The sequence below is a fragment of the Pseudomonas sp. MWU13-2100 genome, from assembly GCF_023242365.1.
Classification (GTDB): domain Bacteria; phylum Pseudomonadota; class Gammaproteobacteria; order Pseudomonadales; family Pseudomonadaceae; genus Aquipseudomonas.
Map to the genome: position 1 here is coordinate 14,383 of NZ_JALLIX010000023.1, position 19,086 is coordinate 33,468.

Consider the following 19,086-nt stretch of genomic DNA (forward strand, 5'->3'; position numbering starts at 1 on the left):
AACCAAAAAAAAGCCCCGCCTCTGACGAGACGGGGCTTTCTTCAACGCTACGCTATCAGTCGATTACAGCCCGGACTGACCGCTCAACGCCAGGTCCATCAACTCACGGTTGGCCACCGCGTACATGGCGTAGTCGGTGCCGCTGGCGGCACGGATCTCCACCAGCATCGAACGCCAGCGCTCGGCCATGCTCGCGTTGCGCTCAAGCCACAGGGCCACGCGGGCTTCCATGTCTTGCGGCGCGTCGGCCAGTTTCAGCACCGAGATGGTGATTGCACGTTGCTGCCAGTCCACATCGTCGCGGAAGGTTTCACGGGCCTGGGCCTGCCAGTTGTTGGTCACACGCAGGTCGCTGATCTGCTGGGAGTACCAGGTCATGTCCAGCGCACTGCCCACCGCGAAGTAGGCCTTGGCCACTTCGGCGGCGTCGTGACCGGTCACGTCGGCGGCTTCGATGATCGGCAACAGGGTGTACAGGTGCGTGGTACCGGCCACCATGCGCGCCAGCAACTCCGGCACACCGGCCTGGACATAAGCCTGGTAACGCGCCTGCCAGACTTCCCGGGTCGGGCCTTCCAGCAGTTCGTCGAGTTTCAGGCCCAGGGCCGCCAGGTGCGGACCGAAGTGCGCGACGTCACGGGCAGCATCCTGCTCGTTGCGGCGGCTGCGCAGGAACCAGCGCGTGGCGCGACGGCCCAGGCGCATCAGTTCATCCATCAGCTCCAGTTGTGTCTCGGCCGAAACCTTGTAGTCCAGGGCCTCGATCTGACGGAACCAGTGCGGGAGGTGGAAGATGTCACGCACGATCACATAAGCACCGGCCACGTTCGCCGGGCTCATGCCGGTGGACTCCTTCAGGCGCTGCACGAAGGTGATGCCCATGTGGTTGACCAGGTCGTTGGCGATCTGGGTGCTGACAATCTCGCGCTTGAGGCGGTGACGGCGCATGGCCTCGGCGAACTTGCTCACCAGCATCGGCGGGAACGCGGTTTCCATGTCGCGGGTCAGGTACTCGTCGTCCGGTACCTTGGACTCGAGCAACGCCGCCTTGAGGTCGATCTTGCTGTAGGAGATCAGCACCGACAGCTCGGCACGGGTCAGGCCCTGGCCTGCCGCGACGCGCTCGACCAGTTGCTCTTCCGACGGCAGGAACTCGATGGCACGGTCCAGCTTGCCACGGGCTTCCAGATCGCTCATCAGGCGCTTGTACTCGGCGATCCGCTCGACAGCGCGACGGGCCGCCAGGGACAGGGCCTGGGTCTGCTTGTAGTTGTTGCCGAGGACCAGCCCGCCGACTTCGTCGGTCATGCTGCCGAGCAGCTGGTTACGCTGCTTCTCGGTCATATCGCCGGCCTGCACGACTTCGTTGAGCAGGATCTTGATATTCACTTCGTGGTCGGAGCAGTCCACGCCGCCGGCGTTGTCGATGAAGTCGGTGTTGGAACCGCCGCCATTGAGGCCGAACTCGACGCGACCGAGCTGGGTCATGCCCAGGTTGCCGCCCTCGCCCACCACCTTGCAGCGCAGTTCGTTACCGTTGACGCGCAGTGCATCGTTGGCCTTGTCGCCGACATCGGCGTGGCTTTCGCTGCTGGCCTTGACGTAGGTACCGATACCGCCGTTCCACAACAGGTCCACCGGGGCCTTGAGCAAGGCATTGAGCAGTTCGGTCGGGGTCAGCTTGTCGGCGCGGATGTCGAAGCGCTCTTTCATCTGCGGGGAAATCGCGATGCTCTTCGCGCTACGCGAGAAGATACCGCCGCCTTCGGACATCAGGCTGGCGTCGTAGTCGGACCAGGCCGAACGCGGCAGGTCGAACAGGCGCTGGCGCTCGGCGAAGCTGGTGGCCGGCTCCGGGTTCGGGTCGATGAAGATGTGCAGGTGGTTGAAGGCCGCGACCAGCTTGAGCTTGTCGGACATCAACAGGCCGTTGCCGAACACGTCGCCGGCCATGTCGCCGACGCCCACTACCGTGATGCTGTCTTCCTGGACATTGATGCCGCGCTCGCGGAAGTGGCGCTGTACGCCGACCCACGCGCCCTTGGCGGTGATGCCCATCTTCTTGTGGTCGTAACCGGCGGAACCGCCGGAGGCGAAGGCGTCGCCGAGCCAGAAACCGTAGTCGATGGCAATGCCGTTGGCGATGTCGGAGAAGGTCGCGGTGCCCTTGTCCGCCGCCACCACCAGGTAGGGGTCATCGTCGTCATGGCGCACGACGTTGGCCGGCGGCACCAGGGCGCCGTCCTTCAGGTTGTCGGTGATGTCCAACAGGCCCGAGATGAAGATGCGGTAGCAGGCGATGCCCTCGGCCGCGATCTCGTCACGACCGCCACCCAGCGGCAGGCGACGCGGCAGGAAGCCGCCCTTCGCACCCACCGGCACGATCACCGAGTTCTTCACTTGCTGGGCTTTTACCAGGCCGAGGACTTCGGTGCGGTAGTCTTCTTCGCGGTCCGACCAGCGCAGGCCGCCGCGGGCGACGTTGCCGAAACGCAGGTGCACACCCTCGACCCGTGGCGAGTAGACGAAGATTTCAAACTTCGGCACCGGCTTGGGCAGCTCGGGAATTGCATGCGGGTTGAACTTGAAGCTGAAGTACGACTTGTTCTGGCCGTTGGCGTCGGTCTGGTAGAAGTTGGTCCGCAGGGTCGCCTTGATCAGGTCAAGGTAACGACGCAGGATGCGGTCTTCGTTCAGGACCTGGACATCGTCCAGGGCGGTCAGGATCGCCTGCTCCAGGCGCTGCTGCTTGTCGTCGAGGTCTTCGACGCTGAGCTTGCGCGCCAGGTAGAAACGGGTCTTGAACAACCGGGTCAACTCGCGGGCGATGTCGGTGTGGTTGTTCAGGGTGCTGGCAATGTAACCCAGGTCGAAGCCCAGGCGGATCTGCTTCAGGTAGCGGGCGTAGGCACGCAGCAGGGCGACATCGCGCCATGGCAGGCCGGCGGTCAGCACCAGGCGGTTGAACGCATCGTTCTCGGCATCGCCACGGACGATGTGGACGAAGGCATCCTGCAGGGTGTCGTTGAGCTGCTGGATATCCAGGTCCAGGCCTTCGGCCGCGGTGAAGGCGAAGTCATGGATCCAGAACTCGCGACCGTTGTTGTGACGCAGGCGATACGGGAACTCGCCGAGCACGCGCAGGCCGAGGTTTTCCAGGATCGGCAGGACGTCGGACAGGGCCAGCGGCGTATCGGCGTGATACAGCTTGCAATGCAGCTCGCGCTGGCCGGCGACCTGGCCCAGCGGCTGGTAGAAGCTCATCACCAGCGGATTGCTGTCGTTCAGGCTCAGCAGGTGCTGCATGTCGACCACGGCCGAGTGTGCGGCGAAGCGCTCGCGGTAGCCGGCCGGGAAGCCTTTCGGGAAGTCTGCCAGCACGTTGGTGCCCTGGGCCTCGCCGAAGCCTTCGACCACCAGGCTCTTGTAGTCGTCCTGCCAGCTGCGGCAGGCCTGGATCACTTCGTTTTCCAGTTGCAGCGGGTCGATGTCGAGACGGTTCTTCGGATCGACCCGCAGGATCAGTTGCACACGGGCCAGCACGGATTCGGAGAAGAAGGTCCAGAACTCGCAGTCGGTGGCTTTCAGGCGATCCATCAGCACTTGCTGGATCTTCTGCCGCACTTCGGTGGAGTAGACGTCACGCGGCACGTAGGCCAGGCAGTAGCAGAAGCGGCCGTAGGGGTCCTTGCGCAGGAACACGCGGATCTTGTTGCGTTCCTGGATCTGCACGATCGACATCACGGTGTTGAACAGCTCGTCCACCGGGGTCTGGAACAGATCGTCGCGGGGCAGCACTTCGAGCACCTGGGCCAGTTCCTTGCCCAGGTGGGCCTTGGCCTGGAAGCCCGAACGGCGCTCGACTTCGGCGACCTTGCGGCTGATGTAAGGGATGACCCGCACACTTTCGCCGTACACCGAGGAGGTGTAGAGGCCCATGAAGCGGCATTCCTTGATGACCTTGCCGTCGGCGTCGATCTCACGGATCGAGACATAGTCCGGGTAGGCGTTGCGGTGCACACGGCTCGGGTGCGCAGCCTTGGCGAACGACAGCGGCGTCGGTTCGCGCAGGTAGTTGACGGCGTAGTCTTCGATGCGGGTGTCGTCGGCGGTCAGGCCGGCGCGCAGCAATTTGGTCAGGCCGAGGAAGGAGTCGGCGTCATATTCGATATGACCGCCGTCCTGCTCGTCACGGACCACGAACTCTTCGTAGCCGAGGAAGGTGAAGTGGTTGTCCACCAGCCACTGCAGGAAAGTCTTGATCTCGGCCTTTTCTTCCGGGTCGATGGCGAACTGGCTGGCGTCGATACCGGCCAGCAGTTGCTGGACCTTGGTCTTCATCGGTTCGAAGTCGGCGACGGCGATCCGTACTTCCGTCAGGACCTGTTCCAGTTCCTTGGACAGCACGCTCAGTTCGGCGACGTTGGCGCAGCGATCGATCTCCAGGTACATCAGGGATTCTTTGTCGATCCCCTCGCCCTGGGTGCCTTTCGGCAGGACTTCAAGCAACTCGCCCTTGCTGCCGCGACGCACGCTCAGCACGGTGGTTTGCAGGGTGTGGATGCTGTAGCCGCGGCGGTTCAGTTCGGTGCGGACCGAGTCGACCAGGAACGGCAGGTCGGGGTGCAGGACCTCGACGGCGGTGTGGGTCGACTGCCAGCCATGGCGTTCGTAATCCGGGTTGTAGGCGCGAACCTGTGGCTGGGTGTGGTCGAAACGCTCCAGCAGACGCCAGGCCGAAAGGGTGCAGCCGGCCAGATCGGAGAGCCGGCGCTGGGTCAGCTCGTCCAGGGAAATGATGCCAAAGAACTGCTCAGCGAACAGCGCCACTTGTGGCAGTGCCTGTTCGTTGATGTGCTGCGCCAGTGCCGCCTGCAGTTGGTGCTGGAAGTCGGCTTTGCTGGCTGCGGTGAAGAACGCCATCTGTGGTACTCCGCTTGGGCTTGTTATAGAGAGAAGCGTCGCGTTTTCTTCCCCGGAAAAGGGGACCTGCATCACTCTGCAGGGTAAATCTGGGCAGTACAGAGTGACAGGTTGATGAAGCTGGCCGCGACCCAGGGGTCACATTCACGTTCAAGATAGTCGCACACGACGGCAACGGCCGGGTGTACAGGCCGTATTTTCGCGGGCGACGCTCCGTTGCGCAGCTTAACGAGTGCGCGAATGTCGCTGCTTGCGATGCTGCGACATATTCGGACATTGGCTGGTAAGCCCTGAAAAATATCTTGAATCCAGGCAAAATACCGCTCCCCCGCCCAGACAGGACGCTCCCCCCATGCAGCTCAGCACCGCCCACCTGATCGCCAACCCCTGCGACGATGAAGAAGACAACATGGCCATGCTCTGCTGCCATAGCGACAAAGGTGAAATGTTCCTGATGACCCGCTACCCCGACGAGGATGAGCTGGAGATCACCCTCGATGGCGAGCCGTCGACACTGGACGGGATCAAGGTCACCCTCGGCGCCACGCGCCTGCTGATCGAAATCGCCGCCGCCGACGCCGATGCGCTCAATGGCGACGATCACCTCGAAATCCTGCACCAGACCGCCGCGGCCGACCTGGCCGAAGTCGAACAAACGCTGAAAAACATTCTCGCCGGCACCGGCACCTATGTCAGCGAACTGGGCTGACAGCGGCCCGGCTTGAAACATTTGCGATCAGAACCGACACAAAAATGCACGAAGGGCTGGTTTAGAGTGTCCGGGTTTTTACTTCTGATCAGGAAAGTGGCATGAGCAAGTGGCGGAAAATGGTAGGGCTGGCCTTGGTGGTCATGGTGCTGGCGGCGGGGTCCTGGCTGATCTGGGGGCTCGGCAAAGGCAACGCGCTCTGGCAGATTGTCAGCCAGCAATGCGTGCCCCACCAGCAGGACGCGCAGAACCCAGCGCCGTGCCTGAGGGTGGATCTGCAGCAACATGTCGCCTTGCTCAAGGATCGCCAGGGCCCTCTGCATGACCTGACCATTCCGACGGACCGGGTCACCGGCATCGAGAGTCCGCTGCTGCTCGAGGACAACGCCTACGCCTTTTTCGCCAGTGCCTGGCAGCAACGTGGGCGCCTGTCCGCCGAAGCCGGCAAGCCGATCAAGGACGAATTCCTCTCGCTGGCGATCAACTCACCGTATGGTCGCTCCCAGGGCCAGTTGCATATCCATCTGGCCTGCCTGCGCCCCGAGGTCTACCAGCAAGTGGTCGCACAGGCCCCGCAGGTGACCCAGGCGTGGCAACCACTGGCCGTCAGGCTGAACGGTCATGAGTACCTGGCCAAACGCCTCAACGGCCAGGACCTGAAACAGGAAAACCCGTTCAAGGTGCTGGCTGAATATGCCCGACAGCGGGGTGACAGCCTGTCCCGCTATGGCCTGGCCCTGGTGGTCGCACCGGGTGGCGATCTGTTGTTGCTGGCCAACCGTTTGAGCCTGGTCGGTTTCAGTCGCGGCTCGGCCGGTGAGATCCAGGACTATGGCTGCGCACTGGCCAGATAACCTGGAGTGTGCCCACCCCGCCCCGCCCGGGGGAAGATCACCAAGGCGGGGCTACTTGCAGGAGATGATTCCCAACAAGGTAAGACTTTTCCTCAAAACCCATAAAAATCCCCATAGCCGTTAGTCGTCAACGCCCCCGATGCATTAAAGTAACGCCCCCAGCCGTGACATTCATCGAATGCCGCCGGCGACCCTCTCCAGGAACACTCATCGATGGAACATCGTGAAGCGCTGCTTGCGCTGCGAACCTTTCTCTCAGCGCAGATCCTCGGCCAGGAAAAGCTCGTCGAGCGTCTGTTGATCGCCCTGCTGGCCGACGGCCACATGCTGGTCGAAGGCGCCCCGGGCCTGGCCAAGACCAAAGCCATCAAGGAGTTGGCCGAAGGCATCGAAGCGCAGTTCCATCGCATCCAGTTCACCCCCGACCTGCTCCCGGCCGACATCACCGGCACCGAGATCTATCGCCCGGAAACCGGCAGCTTCGTGTTCCAGCAAGGCCCGATCTTCCACAACCTGGTGCTGGCCGATGAAATCAACCGCGCCCCGGCCAAGGTCCAGTCGGCCCTGCTCGAAGCCATGGCCGAGCGCCAGGTCAGCGTCGGCCGCAGCACTTACGACCTGTCGCCGCTGTTCCTGGTGATGGCGACCCAGAACCCGATCGAGCAGGAAGGCACCTACCCGCTGCCCGAAGCCCAGCTCGACCGTTTCCTGATGCACGTCAAGATCGGCTTTCCCGATGCCGCGGTCGAACGGCGCATCCTGCAACAGGCCCGGGGCGAAGCCCTGAACGGCGAAACCAAGCCCGAGCGCCGGGTCAGCCAGCAGGCGATCTTCGCCGCGCGCAAGGAAATCCTCGGCTTGTACATGGCCGATGCGGTGGAGGAGTACCTGGTGCAACTGGTGATGGCAACCCGTACGCCGGCCAAGTTCGACCCGGAGATGGCCGAGTGGATCGCCTACGGCGCCAGCCCTCGCGGCTCCATCGCCCTGGACCGCTGCGCGCGGGCGCATGCCTGGCTGGCCGGTCGCGACTTCGTCAGCCCCGAGGACATCCAGGCGGTGCTGTTCGATGTGCTGCGCCACCGCATCATCCTGTCGTTCGAGGCCGAAGCCGCCGGGATCGACCAGGATCGGGTGGTGCAACGCATCCTCGATGTCGTCGCCGTCGCCTGACCCGGACCATGATCGCGCCCCTGCCCGCCGAACCCGGCATCCGCACCACCCTCGCCGAACTGATCGAGATGCGCCATCGCGTGCGCGAAGTGCAGCTGTTCTCGACGCCGAGCCAGCGCAGCCCGCTGATCGGCCTGCACCACTCGAAGTTGCGCGGGCGGGGGGTCGACTTCGACCAGGTGCGGGTCTACCAGGCCGGCGACGATGTGCGCACCATCGACTGGCGCGTCACCGCTCGCACCCAGGAACCCCATACCAAGCTTTTTCACGAAGAGCGCGAACGGCCGATCTTCATTCTGGTGGAACAGAGCCGCCAACTGTTCTTTGGCTCGGGGCTGACCTTCAAGTCGGTGCTCGCCGCCCAGGCCGCGAGCTTGATCGGCTGGGCCGCCCTGGGCCACAACGACCGGGTCGGCGGCCTGGTCTATGGCGACAACGAGCACTACGAAATCAAACCGCGGCGCAGCAAGCAAAGCCTGTTGCAACTGCTCAACCGCCTGGTGCGGGTCAACCACTCGCTGCACACCGAAGCCGCCGCCGAGCCCAATGCCCTGGGCCTGGCACTGATCCGCGCGCGCAAGGTGCTGCGTCCCGGCAGCCTGGTGATCGTGATCTGTGACGAGCGGGCCCTGAGCGATGCCGCCGAACAACAGCTCAACCTGCTCTCGCGCCATTGCGACCTGCTGATGCTGCCGGTCTCCGATCCCCTCGACCACGCCCTCCCCGCCGCCGGCCTGTTGCGTTTCGCCGAACGCGGCGCACAATTGGAGCTCGATACCCTCAACCTGGAACTGCGCCAGGCCTACCGAGCCCAGGGCGAAGCGCGGATTGCCCGCTGGGAGCTGCTGGCGCAGAAACTGCGGGTACTGTTGATGCCCTTGAGCACCCAGAGCGAAATGGTCGAGCAGTTGCGCGAGTACCTGAACCCCCAGCGACCGGGGAAACAGCCATGAGCAGCCTGGAGCAACTACAACCGCTGATCACCCCGCCGATCCAGGGTTTCTGGCCACCGGCACCGGGCTGGTGGCTGCTGCTGGGACTGATTCCGCTGCTGGGCATCGGGCTCTGGTACCTGCGCCGTTTCCTCCCGGCCAAGCGCCCCGTCGCCCGCGCCGAACAACCCCTGGACCCGGTACGCCTGGCCGCCCTGGCGGAACTCGCGCAGTTGCCCAAACCCTATGACGGCGCACCGGCCGGGGCCTGGCTGCAACAACTCAACGGCCTGCTCAAGCGCTTGTGCCGCAACCATTACCCCTACAGCCAGAGCCACACCCTCAATGGCCGCAAATGGCTGGCCTTTCTCGACAACCGCTGCCCGGCCGCCGGCCTGACCCGCTGGATGGTGCTGGTGGAAGGCGCCTACAAGCCCGAATGCAAGCTCGACGACAAGGCCATCGCCGGGTTGAGCCAGGCGATCGACACCTGGATCCGCAAACATGTTTGAGTTCGCCTGGCCCTGGCTCTTTGCCCTGCTGCCACTGCCCTGGCTGATGCGCCTGCTGTTGCCGGTGGCCGACAGCGGCGAAGCCTCGCTGAAGATCAGCTTTCTCGCCGACCTGGAAAGCCTGGCCCGGCGCCGGGCCCGGGTCAGCCTGCCGAGCTGGCGCCAGCAACTGCCGTTCATCCTGCTCTGGCTGCTGCTGCTGTCCGCCGCCGCGCGTCCGCAATGGCTGGGCGACCCCCTGCCGGTGGCCGCCAGCGGTCGCGACTTGCTGGTGGCGGTGGACCTGTCCGGCTCCATGGAATACCCCGACATGCGCTGGCAGGACGAGGACATCAGCCGCCTGGGCCTGGTCCAGCACCTGCTCGGCGACTTTCTCGAACACCGTGAAGGCGATCGCGTGGGCCTGATCCTGTTCGGCAGCAAGGCCTATGTGCAGGCACCGCTGACCTTCGACCGACGCACCGTGCGCATCTGGCTGGATGAAGCGAAAATCGGCATCGCCGGCAAGAACACCGCCATCGGCGACGCCATCGGCCTGGCCATCAAGCGCCTGCGCCAGCGTCCGGCGCAAAGCCGGGTGCTGATCCTGGTCACCGACGGTGCCAACAATGCCGGCGAAATCGACCCAATCACCGCCGCGCGCCTGGCCGCCGAAGAAAGCGTGAAGATCTACACCATCGGCATGGGTGCCGATCCGCAACAAACCGGCACCCTGAGCATGCTCGGCCTGAACCCGAGCATGGACCTCGACGAACCGGCGCTGAAGGAGATCGCCAGCATCACCGGCGGACGTTATTTCCGGGCCCGCGACGGCGAGGAGCTGAAAGCCGTCAAGGAAACCCTCGACCAGCTTGAACCTGTCGCTCAGCAGCCGACCCAGGCCCGCCCCGCCCGGGCGCTGTATCACTGGCCCCTGAGCCTGGCCCTGTTGGTCAGCGTGTTGCTGGCGATCCGCGAACGCTGGCCGGACAACCTGTTGCAACGCTGGCTGGCCCGGCGACATTTCCTGCCGCAGCGCCCGGAATGGCGCCAGCGCCTGGAACGTCTGCGCCTGCGGAGGCGTCGATGATCGAAGCCTTCTGGCCGCACTGGTTCCGCCCCGCCTGGCTGTTGGTCCTGCCGCTGCTGGGCTGGCTGCTCTGGCAACTCTGGCACCGGCAGAAACGCGCCGGCCGCTGGCAGATGATCCTGCCGACGGCATTCCATCGGGTCCTGCTCAATGGCGGCAGCCGCAACAGCAGCAAACTGCACCTGATCGCCCTCGGCCTGGGTTGGACCCTGGCCGCCCTGGCCCTGCTCGGGCCGAGCTGGGAACGGGTCGAAGAGTCCAGCCAGAAACCTTTGGACCCGCTGGTGGTGCTGCTCGAACTGACGCCGGACATGCTCGCCACCGACACGCCGCCGAACCGCCTGGAACAGGCCCGGCGCAAACTCTTCGACCTGTTGCGCGCCCGCAGCGACTCGCAGACGGCAATCATCGTCTACGCCGGCAGCGCCCACACCCTGGTGCCGCTGTCCGATGACCTGGGCACCAGCCGCAATCTGCTGGACGCCATCAAACCCTCGATCATGCCCGAGGAGGGCCATCGCGCCGACCTCGCGGTAAAAAGGGCCCTGACCCTGCTCGAACGCGGCGCCCTCGGCGAGGGCCGACTGCTGCTGATCGGCTCGTCCCTCAGCGAGCAGGAGCGCCAAGGTATTCGCCAGGCCCTGGAGGCCAAGCCCCACAACCTGCTGATCCTCGGAATCGGCACCCGCGATGGCGCGCCCGTGGCCCAGGAGAACGGCGGCTTCCTCAAGGACGCCCAAGGCATGATCCTGGTGCCGCATCTCGACAGCCAGAGCCTGAAAGACTTCGCCGGCGAAATCGGCGGCCGCTACCGCCAGGCCCGTCTGGACGATAGCGACCTGCGCGGCCTCGGCCTGCTGGACGGCCCGCGCCATCTGCGCAAGGACGGCCAGACCGTGCAGCTCGACAGTTGGGCCGACCAGGGTTACTGGCTGCTGCTGCCGCTCCTGCTGCTGGCCGCCTGTGCCGGACGGCGTGGCTGGCTGTTCTGCCTGCCGCTGTTCTTCCTGTTCCCGCAGCCGAGCCAGGCCTTTGAGCTGAGGGATCTGTGGTTGCGGCCGGACCAACAGGGCCAGCAGCTACTTGAGCAAAAGCGCCCGCTCGAAGCCGCGCAACATTTCGACGATCCGCAATGGCAAGGCCTGGCCCTTTATGAAGCTGGCGACTACAGCGGCGCCGCGAAGAAGTTTGCCGAAAGCGACGATGCCAACGCCCACTACAATCGGGGCAACGCCCTGGCCCGCAGCGGCGAGCTGGAGGCGGCACTGGACGCTTACGAACAGGCCCTGGAACGTCAGCCGGACTTGCGACCGGCCTTGCGCAACCGGACACTGGTGGAAGAGTTGCTCCGGGAAAAACAGGCCACACCGCCGGCTGAGCCGAGCAAACCCGCCGACGCCGCCGAAACCGGCAACGCACACAGCGCCGCTCAAGCAGCCCCGGCGGGGACGAATTCGTCCAGCACCGCCTCAACGCAGTCCGCGCCCCAGGAGCAGAACCCACCGAGCGGCAATCAGCCGCCGGACGCCCAGGCCAGCCAAGCGGGTAATCAACCCGGCGGCAATGAGGTACCGGGCAGCGAGCTGGGCGACGAACAGACCACCCACCCGCCCTTGCGGGCCGCCGCCGATATCATCGACGGTGAACGCCATCAGGCGTTGGAACAATGGCTGCGGCAGATCCCCGATGACCCGGGAGAACTGCTGCGGCGCAAATTCTGGTACGAACAACAGCTCCATCAGGACAAGACCCGATGACCCTGCGCTTCTCCCTGTTCCTTACGCTGCTGCTCTGCGTCAACCTGTCGGCCCGGGCCGAGGGCTTGCTGGCCAGCGTCGACCGCACGCGCCTGAACTCAGGCGAGTCGGTGGAGCTGACCCTCGAGTCCAAGGATGTCACCCAGTTCGGCAAGCCCGACCTGGCCCCGCTGGACCCGCAGTTCGAAGTGCGCGGCACCCGCCAGGTCAATCAGTTGACCACCCTGGGCGGCGAGAGCCAGTCCACCACGCGCTGGATCGTCACCCTGACGCCCAGGGAAAACGGCAGCGTGGTGATTCCGCCATTGCACCTGGGCGAACTCAGCAGCGAGCCGATCACCCTGCAGGTGGTGCAAGGCGAGGAGCAGGCCACGGCCAGCAACCTGGCACCGGTGTTCATCGACGCCAGCCTCGACCAGGACAGCGTCTACGTCCAGGCCCAGGCCGTGCTGACGTTGCGCATCTATCACTCGGTGTCGCTGTATGACGACAGCAGCCTCACCCCGCTGCAGATCCCTGACGCCCGTATCGAGCAGTTGGGTGAGTCGCGCACTTACGAAAAGCTGATCAACGGCGTGCGCCATGGCGTGATCGAGTGGCGCTATGCAATCTACCCGCAGCACAGCGGCGAACTGAGCATCCCCGCCCAGGTGTTTACCGCGACCCTGGTCGACGCCCAGCCGAATCAGACACAGGGCCAGGCGCCCCAGGGCTCCAAGCCCGGCAAGCTGATGCGCGTCAGCTCCGCGCAGATGCTCTTGCAGGTCAAGCCGCAGCCCACCACCTGGCCGGTCGATGTGCCATGGCTGCCGGCCCGCAGCCTGAGTCTCAGTGAAAGCTGGAGCCCGGAACCGGATCACAGCCAGGTCGGCGACTCCCTGACCCGCAGCCTGACCCTCAAGGCCGAAGGGCTCTCCAGCGGGCAACTGCCGCCGCTGCCGGCGACCACGATCAATGGCTTGCGGCGCTACCCGGACCAACCGCAACTGAGCAACCAGAACAGCGAACGCGGCCTGATCGGCACCCGCGGGGAACGCGAGGCGCTGGTCCCGACCCACAGCGGCAGCTTCGACCTGCCGGCGGTGGAAGTGCTCTGGTGGAACACCCACGAAGACCACATGGAACGCAGCAGCCTGCCGGCGCGGACCCTGCAAGTGGCGAACAACCCGAGCCTGGCGGTGGACACACCGGTGAGCAGCGCCGCCAACAACGCGCCGCCACAACCGCCGCTGCTGTGGGTCTGGAGGCTCAGCACGCTGATCCTCGCCTGCACCACCCTGCTCGGTTTCGGCCTGTGGTGGAGGGCCCGCTCGCAACCGGCGGTGCACCGCGCCGCCCAGACCGGTCCGAGCCCACGGACGCTGCTCGACGATCTCAAACGTACCTGCCTGGCCAACGATCCCCAGGCCACCCGCCAGGCCCTGGATGCCTGGGCCCGGCAACAACCGGAAACCCTGGCCGACATGGCCGCGCGCTTCGTCACCCTGTCCGATGCGCTGGACGGCCTCAATGGCGCGCTCTACAGCGAATCCGGCCAGTATTGGCAAGGCGAGGAACTGTGGCGGGCGATCCGCGCGATCCCGGTCGCCGAGCGCGTCCAGGACCCGCTCAGCGACAGCAGCCTGCCGCCGCTCTACCCCAAATAATCGATAAGTTGGAGTTTGCCTTGCGCCTGTTTCACACCTCCGACTGGCATCTTGGCCAGAACCTTCATGGCCAGGAGCGAGATTTCGAACATGCTTGTTTCCTCACCTGGCTGCTGGCCCGACTCGGGCAACAGCAGCCCGATGTCCTGCTGATCGCCGGCGATATCTTCGACACCGTCAACCCGCCGGTCAAAGCCCAGGAGCGCCTCTACGACTTTATCGTCAGCGCCCACGAACAACAGCCGCTGCTGACCATCGTGATGATTGCCGGCAACCACGACTCCGGTTCGCGTATCGAACTGCCCGCGCCACTGATGCGGCGCCTGCGCACCCATGCGGTGGGCCGGGTGCTGTGGCTCGACGACGGCGAGCTGGACAGCGAGCGCCTGCTGCTGCCGTTACCCGCCGCGAACGGCGAGATCGCCGCCTGGTGCCTGGCCCTGCCCTTCCTGCGCCCCGCCGAAGTCACCGGCACACAGCTGGGGGACGACTACCTGAAGGGGATCGGCGAGGTGCATCGGCGCCTGATCGCCGCGGCCAATGCCAAGCGCCAGCCGGGCCAGGCCCTGATCGCCGTCAGCCATGCGCATATGGCCGGCGGCTCGGTCTCCGAAGACTCGGAACGCAGCCTGATCATCGGCAGCGCCGAAGCCCTGCCGGCGAACCTGTTCGACGCCAGTGTCAGTTATGTCGCCCTCGGCCACCTGCACAAGCCGCAGAAGGTCAACGGCGAGGAACGCATCCGCTACAGCGGCTCACCGATTCCGCTGTCGTTTTCCGAAATCGCCTATCAGCACCAGATCCTCGACATCGTCCTCGACGGCGAAACCCTGGTCAGTGTCGACAGCTGCCTGATCCCCCGCGCCGTGAACCTGCAGCGCCTGGGCCCAGCCCCCTTTGCCGAGATCCTCGAACAGCTGGCGCAGCTGCCGGATGTCGACCTGCTGGCCGACCTGCAACGCCAACCCTGGCTGGAAGTGCGGGTACGCCTGGATGAACCGCAACCGGACCTGCGCCAGCAAGTGGAAACCGCCTTGCAGGGCAAGGCCGTGCGCCTGGTGCGGATCGCCGCCGAATACGCGGGGGCAAACGGTAGCGAAAGCGAAACGGACAACGAGCGACTGATCAACCTCGACCAGCTCAGCCCGCAGGAACTGTTCAGCCGCGCCTGGCAGGACAGCTATGGCAACCCAGTGGACGAAGCGACCCTCGATGACTTCGCCCTGCTGTTGCAGGAAGTCCAGTTGGAGGGCGAACAGCCATGAAGATCGTCGCCATCCGCCTGAAGAACCTGGCTTCCCTCGCCGGCCCCTTTGAACTGGACTTCACCGCCGAGCCCCTGGCCAGTGCCGGCCTGTTCGCCATTACCGGCCCCACCGGCGCCGGTAAAAGCACCCTGCTCGACGCCTTGTGCCTGGCCCTGTTCGGCGCCGTGCCCCGGCTGAACAACGCCTCGCGCGATGCCAAGGTGCCGGACGCCGACGGCGAGATCGGCACCGGCGACCCGCGCACCCTGCTGCGCCGTGGCACCGGTACCGGCTATGCCGAGGTGGATTTCGTCGGCATCGATGGCCGCCGCTACCGCGCCCGCTGGGAAGCCAACCGCGCCCGGGACAAGGCCGGCGGCAAGTTGCAGGCCAGCCGCCAGAGCTTGCGCGACCTGGACAGTGATCAATTGCTGGCGAGCCAGAAAGGCGAATACAAGACCCTGCTCGAAAACCGCCTGGGCCTGAACTTCGAACAGTTCACCCGCGCCGTGTTGCTGGCCCAGAGCGAGTTCAGCGCCTTTCTCAAGGCTGACGACAACGAACGCAGCGAATTGCTGGAAAAGCTCACCGACACCGCGCTCTACACCCGTCTCGGCCGTCGCGCCTTCGACAAGACCAAACAGGCCCGCGAAGCCCACAAGCTGTTGCTGGACCAGGCCGGTGGCGTCGCGCCGATGGACGTTGAAGCCCGGCTTGAGCTTGATCGACAATTTGCCGAGGCACAGCAGCAACTCAAGACCCGGCAGGCCCAACTCAAGCAACTGGAGTTGCAGCACACCTGGCTCAAGGAGTTGCTGCAATGGCAGGAACAACACCAGGCCGCCGTCGAGCAACTGCACGGCGCCGAACAGGACTGGCAGGCCTGCGCGAACCAGCGTCAGCAGCTCGCCCGCCTGGAACAACTGGCGCCGCAGCGGCATCAGTTCGCCCGTCAGCGCCAGCTGAATGAGCAGCTTGCGCCGCTGGCCGCGCAGATCCAGCAGCATATTGACCAGCAGACCGACTTGCAGACCCGCCAGCAACAGCTGGAACAGAGCCAGTCGAACGCCCACGCCCAGTTGACCGAGGCCCTGGCCCGACAAAGCGCAAGCGCTCCTCTGCTGCGCCAGGCCTTTGATGAACAGACCACCTTGACCCACCTGGGCAAGGACCTGGGCGACGCCGAGCGACAGAAACAAGCGGCAGAACAGGCCAGTAGCGAAGGGCGCACACAGCTCACCTCACTGTTGGAGCAACAACAGCAGGTCGCCACGCGCCTGGAGCAGATCGCCGAACAGTTGCAGCACAGCGCCGCCCTCGCCCCGTTGAGCGAGGCCTGGAACGCCTATCGCGATCGGTTGCAGCAGTTGATGTTGATCGGCAATCGCCTGAACCAGGGTCAACGCGAGCTGGCGCAGTTGCAGGCACGGGTCGTCCACGCCGACCAACAACTGGCCGAGCAGCGCGGCGCGCTCGAAGTGCTGTACAGCGAAGCCGGGGCGGAGCCGGCTGCCGTCGGCGAACAGATCCAGATTCTCGGCAGCCTGCTGCAGGACAATCGCAAGCAACTGCGTGCCTTCGAAGAGCTGCAACGGCTGTGGAGTCGCCAGCGCGAGCTGGACCAACGCACGCAGCAGTTGCAGGAACGACAACAGAGCGCCCAACAGCAACGCGATGAACTCAACCGCGAAGGCTTGCAGGCACGGGATGAACTCAAGGTCGCCGAACAGGCCCTGACGATTACCCGGCAACTGCTCGAACGTCAGCGCCTGGCCCGCAGCGCCAGCGTCGAGGAATTACGTGGGCAGTTGCAGGACGACCAGCCCTGCCCGGTGTGTGGCAGCCAAGAACATCCCTACCATCAACCCGAGGCCCTGTTGCAGAGTCTCGGCCGTCACGACGAGAGCGAAGAAGCCTCGGCACGCCAGGCTGTCGACACCCTGACGGAAAAGCTCAACCTGCTACGGGAGAAGGTCGGCGGGCTGATCGCCCAGCAAAAAGAACTGCACAGCCAGCAGGAACAGTTGACCCAGCAGCATCAGGAACTGGCGCCGAGCCTGCAAGCGCACCCCTTGCACAGCGCGTTGCTGGCGCAGGATGGCGCTCGCCGCGAGGCCTGGCTCAGCCAGCAGTTGCAACAATTGCAACAGAACATCAATCAGGACGAGCAGCGGCAAACCGCCCTGCTCACCCTGCAACAGGAGGCCGCACGGCTCCAGCAACAACTGCATGCGGCCAGCGAAGCCAGCCAGGCCGCGCACCAGCAGTTGCTTGATCAGCAACGCCAGATGGGCACCGATCAAGAGCGCCTGGAAGAGGAACTGGGCGCCTTCGCCAGCCTGTTGCCGACCGAGACCCTGCAAGGCCTGCGCAATGATCCGGCGGCGACCTTCATGCAGCTCGACCAACAGGTCGCGCAGCGTCTGGGCCAGTTGGAACAACAGCGCGAGGAGCAACAGGAACAGCGCGAGCGCCAGGAAAAGATCGAACTGGAGCAAGTCCGTCAGCAGACCCGCGAACAGCAATACGAAGAGCTGAAACAACGCGGCGACCTAGTGTTTGAACAGCAGCAGGCCAGTCAGCTCAAACTGGTCGGTCTGATCGGCGAACACGCCAGCGTCGAAGCCTGGCAACAGCAGATGGACCAGGCGGTGGAGCATGCACGGCAAGCCGATGCATCGGCCAGCCAGCAGTTGCAGGCGCTCGACAGCCAACTGATCCAGCTCGGCGCCGACCTCAAGGCCCGCCAGGAACGCCGGCAGGCCCTGGAACAGGAAAGCCTGGAACTGGCGCAACAGGTCGCGCACTGGCGAGCCCTTCACCCGCAGCTGGACGACGCCGGACTTGAGCAACTGCTGGCCTGCGACGACGAATACGTCAGCCAGTTGCGCCAGCAATTGCAGGCCAGCGAAAAGGCCGTCGAACAGGCCAGGGTGTTGTTGCAGGAACGGGAAAAGCACCTCCAGCACCATCAGGCCCAGCACAACGGCAACCTTGATGCCCCGGCGCTGGACGCCGCCCTGGGCGAGCTGCAAACCCAACTGGTCGCCAGCGAGCAGCAGTGTGCGGAACTCCGCGCGCAACAGGCCGAAGACCAGCGCCGCCAGGACGCCAACCAGGAGCTGCAGCAACGCATCGCCGAAGCCAACAGCGAGTATCAGCGCTGGGCGCGCCTCGACGCGCTGATCGGCTCGGCCACCGGCGACCGCTTCCGCAAACTGGCCCAGGCCTACAACCTCGACCTGCTGGTGCACCATGCCAACGCGCAATTGCGCCAGCTGGTGCGGCGTTATCGCCTCAAGCGCGGCGGCAGCATGCTCGGGTTGTTGGTGATGGACACGGAGATGGGCGACGAACTGCGTTCGGTGCATTCGCTGTCCGGCGGCGAAACTTTCCTGGTTTCGCTGGCCCTGGCCCTGGGGCTGGCGTCGATGGCCTCGAGCACGCTGAAAATCGAATCGCTGTTTATCGACGAAGGCTTCGGCAGCCTTGACCCGGAATCCCTGCAACTGGCGATGGATGCGCTGGACGGCTTGCAGGCCCAGGGCCGCAAGGTCGCGGTGATTTCCCACGTGCAGGAAATGCACGAGCGGATACCGGTGCAGATTCAGGTACGCCGTCAGGGCAACGGGCTGAGCACCCTGGAGGTGAAATGACGCCGGCCACGCTGTATTCGTTCCGGCGCTGCCCTTATGCCATGCGCGCACGCATGGCGCTGCGGTATGGCGGCGTGGCGGTGCATATCGAGGAAGTCAGCCTCAAGGACAAGCCGGCGCGGATGCTGGCGCTGTCGAGCAAGGGCACGGTGCCGGTGCTGGCGTGTGCGGATGGACGGGTGATCGAACAGAGTCTGGAGATCATGCACTGGGTACTGGCCCGGCATGATCCGCAGGATTGGCTGCTCAGCCGCGATCCGCTGGCGGCACAGGCCGCGGCACTGCTGATCGAGGAGAACGACAGGGTTTTCAAGCCGTGGCTGGACCGCTACAAGTACGCAGTGCGCTACCCGGAGTTTGCCATGGAGCACTATCGGCAACAGGGCGCGCAGTTTCTCTTGAAGCTGGACGGTCTGCTTGCGCGTAACGGCCATCTGTCGGCCGAACACCTGAGCCTGGCGGACATTGCAGTCGCACCTTTCGTGCGCCAATTTGCCCATGTGGATCAGGTGTGGTTTGCGCAAGCGCCGTACAAACATCTACAGGCTTGGCTGGAACAGTTCCTGGCTTCGGAACTGTTCAATGCGGTCATGGCCAGGCGCTGATGT

General features: G+C 64.8%; 12 protein-coding genes. 11 read left to right on the forward strand and 1 reads right to left on the reverse strand.

Annotated elements, in window-relative coordinates; all coding sequences use genetic code 11:
- Window positions 1–63: 63 nt before the first annotated feature.
- Window positions 64–4,923: an NAD-glutamate dehydrogenase gene (locus M5B99_RS16995; RefSeq protein WP_248805126.1), complete on the reverse strand. Its 4,860-nt coding sequence runs from the start codon at window positions 4,921–4,923 to the stop codon at window positions 64–66.
- Window positions 4,924–5,275: 352 nt separating this feature from the next.
- On the opposite strand from M5B99_RS16995, the gene M5B99_RS17000 reads away from it, so the two are divergent.
- The 11 genes from M5B99_RS17000 (at window position 5,276) to M5B99_RS17050 (ending at window position 19,083) form a co-directional block, all read left to right on the forward strand.
- A complete protein-coding gene (locus M5B99_RS17000) occupies window positions 5,276–5,632 on the forward strand; it encodes a hypothetical protein (RefSeq protein ID WP_248805127.1) in 357 nt (118 codons plus the stop codon).
- 101 nt (window positions 5,633–5,733) lie between these two features.
- On the forward strand, window positions 5,734–6,486 hold the full coding sequence (locus M5B99_RS17005) for a CDP-diacylglycerol diphosphatase (RefSeq protein ID WP_248805128.1): 753 nt from the start codon (window positions 5,734–5,736) through the stop codon (window positions 6,484–6,486).
- A gap of 213 nt (window positions 6,487–6,699) precedes the next feature.
- Window positions 6,700–7,659, forward strand: coding sequence for an AAA family ATPase (locus tag M5B99_RS17010; RefSeq protein ID WP_100942931.1), 960 nt, complete (start codon window positions 6,700–6,702; stop codon window positions 7,657–7,659).
- An 8-nt stretch (window positions 7,660–7,667) separates the two neighbouring features.
- Window positions 7,668–8,612, forward strand: a complete 945-nt coding sequence (locus tag M5B99_RS17015; protein WP_248805129.1) for a DUF58 domain-containing protein — start codon at window positions 7,668–7,670, stop codon at window positions 8,610–8,612.
- Window positions 8,609–9,103, forward strand: a complete 495-nt coding sequence (locus M5B99_RS17020) for a DUF4381 domain-containing protein (RefSeq protein WP_248805130.1) — start codon at window positions 8,609–8,611, stop codon at window positions 9,101–9,103. Before M5B99_RS17015 ends, M5B99_RS17020 begins: the two co-directional genes overlap by 4 nt.
- Window positions 9,096–10,172: a vWA domain-containing protein gene (locus tag M5B99_RS17025; RefSeq protein ID WP_248805131.1), complete on the forward strand. Its 1,077-nt coding sequence runs from the start codon at window positions 9,096–9,098 to the stop codon at window positions 10,170–10,172. Before M5B99_RS17020 ends, M5B99_RS17025 begins: the two co-directional genes overlap by 8 nt.
- On the forward strand, window positions 10,172–11,929 hold the full coding sequence (locus M5B99_RS17030; RefSeq protein ID WP_412548744.1) for a tetratricopeptide repeat protein: 1,758 nt from the start codon (window positions 10,172–10,174) through the stop codon (window positions 11,927–11,929). The genes M5B99_RS17025 and M5B99_RS17030 overlap by 1 nt, the downstream gene beginning before the upstream one ends.
- The gene (locus M5B99_RS17035; protein ID WP_248805133.1) at window positions 11,926–13,575 is read left to right on the forward strand and encodes a BatD family protein; all 1,650 of its coding nucleotides are present in this window, start codon (window positions 11,926–11,928) and stop codon (window positions 13,573–13,575) included. The genes M5B99_RS17030 and M5B99_RS17035 overlap by 4 nt, the downstream gene beginning before the upstream one ends.
- A 20-nt stretch (window positions 13,576–13,595) precedes the next feature.
- Window positions 13,596–14,840, forward strand: a complete 1,245-nt coding sequence (locus M5B99_RS17040) for an exonuclease SbcCD subunit D C-terminal domain-containing protein (protein WP_248805134.1) — start codon at window positions 13,596–13,598, stop codon at window positions 14,838–14,840.
- Window positions 14,837–18,478 (forward strand): AAA family ATPase, encoded by a 3,642-nt coding sequence (locus M5B99_RS17045; RefSeq protein ID WP_248805135.1) that lies wholly within the window; start codon window positions 14,837–14,839, stop codon window positions 18,476–18,478. The genes M5B99_RS17040 and M5B99_RS17045 overlap by 4 nt, the downstream gene beginning before the upstream one ends.
- Entirely contained in the window at window positions 18,475–19,083 is a 609-nt protein-coding gene (locus M5B99_RS17050; protein ID WP_248805136.1) for a glutathione S-transferase, read from the forward strand. Before M5B99_RS17045 ends, M5B99_RS17050 begins: the two co-directional genes overlap by 4 nt.
- Window positions 19,084–19,086 lie beyond the last annotated feature (3 nt).

Bases quoted from the DNA above. Each gene is read 5' to 3' on its own strand.
- M5B99_RS16995 (WP_248805126.1), bottom strand. From the start codon at position 4,923: ATGGCGTTCTTCACCGCAGCCAGCAAAGCCGACTTCCAGCACCAACTG.
- M5B99_RS17000 (WP_248805127.1), top strand. From the start codon at position 5,276: ATGCAGCTCAGCACCGCCCACCTGATCGCCAACCCCTGCGACGATGAA.
- M5B99_RS17005 (WP_248805128.1), top strand. From the start codon at position 5,734: ATGAGCAAGTGGCGGAAAATGGTAGGGCTGGCCTTGGTGGTCATGGTG.
- M5B99_RS17010 (WP_100942931.1), top strand. From the start codon at position 6,700: ATGGAACATCGTGAAGCGCTGCTTGCGCTGCGAACCTTTCTCTCAGCG.
- M5B99_RS17015 (WP_248805129.1), top strand. From the start codon at position 7,668: ATGATCGCGCCCCTGCCCGCCGAACCCGGCATCCGCACCACCCTCGCC.
- M5B99_RS17020 (WP_248805130.1), top strand. From the start codon at position 8,609: ATGAGCAGCCTGGAGCAACTACAACCGCTGATCACCCCGCCGATCCAG.
- M5B99_RS17025 (WP_248805131.1), top strand. From the start codon at position 9,096: ATGTTTGAGTTCGCCTGGCCCTGGCTCTTTGCCCTGCTGCCACTGCCC.
- M5B99_RS17035 (WP_248805133.1), top strand. From the start codon at position 11,926: ATGACCCTGCGCTTCTCCCTGTTCCTTACGCTGCTGCTCTGCGTCAAC.
- M5B99_RS17045 (WP_248805135.1), top strand. From the start codon at position 14,837: ATGAAGATCGTCGCCATCCGCCTGAAGAACCTGGCTTCCCTCGCCGGC.
- M5B99_RS17050 (WP_248805136.1), top strand. From the start codon at position 18,475: ATGACGCCGGCCACGCTGTATTCGTTCCGGCGCTGCCCTTATGCCATG.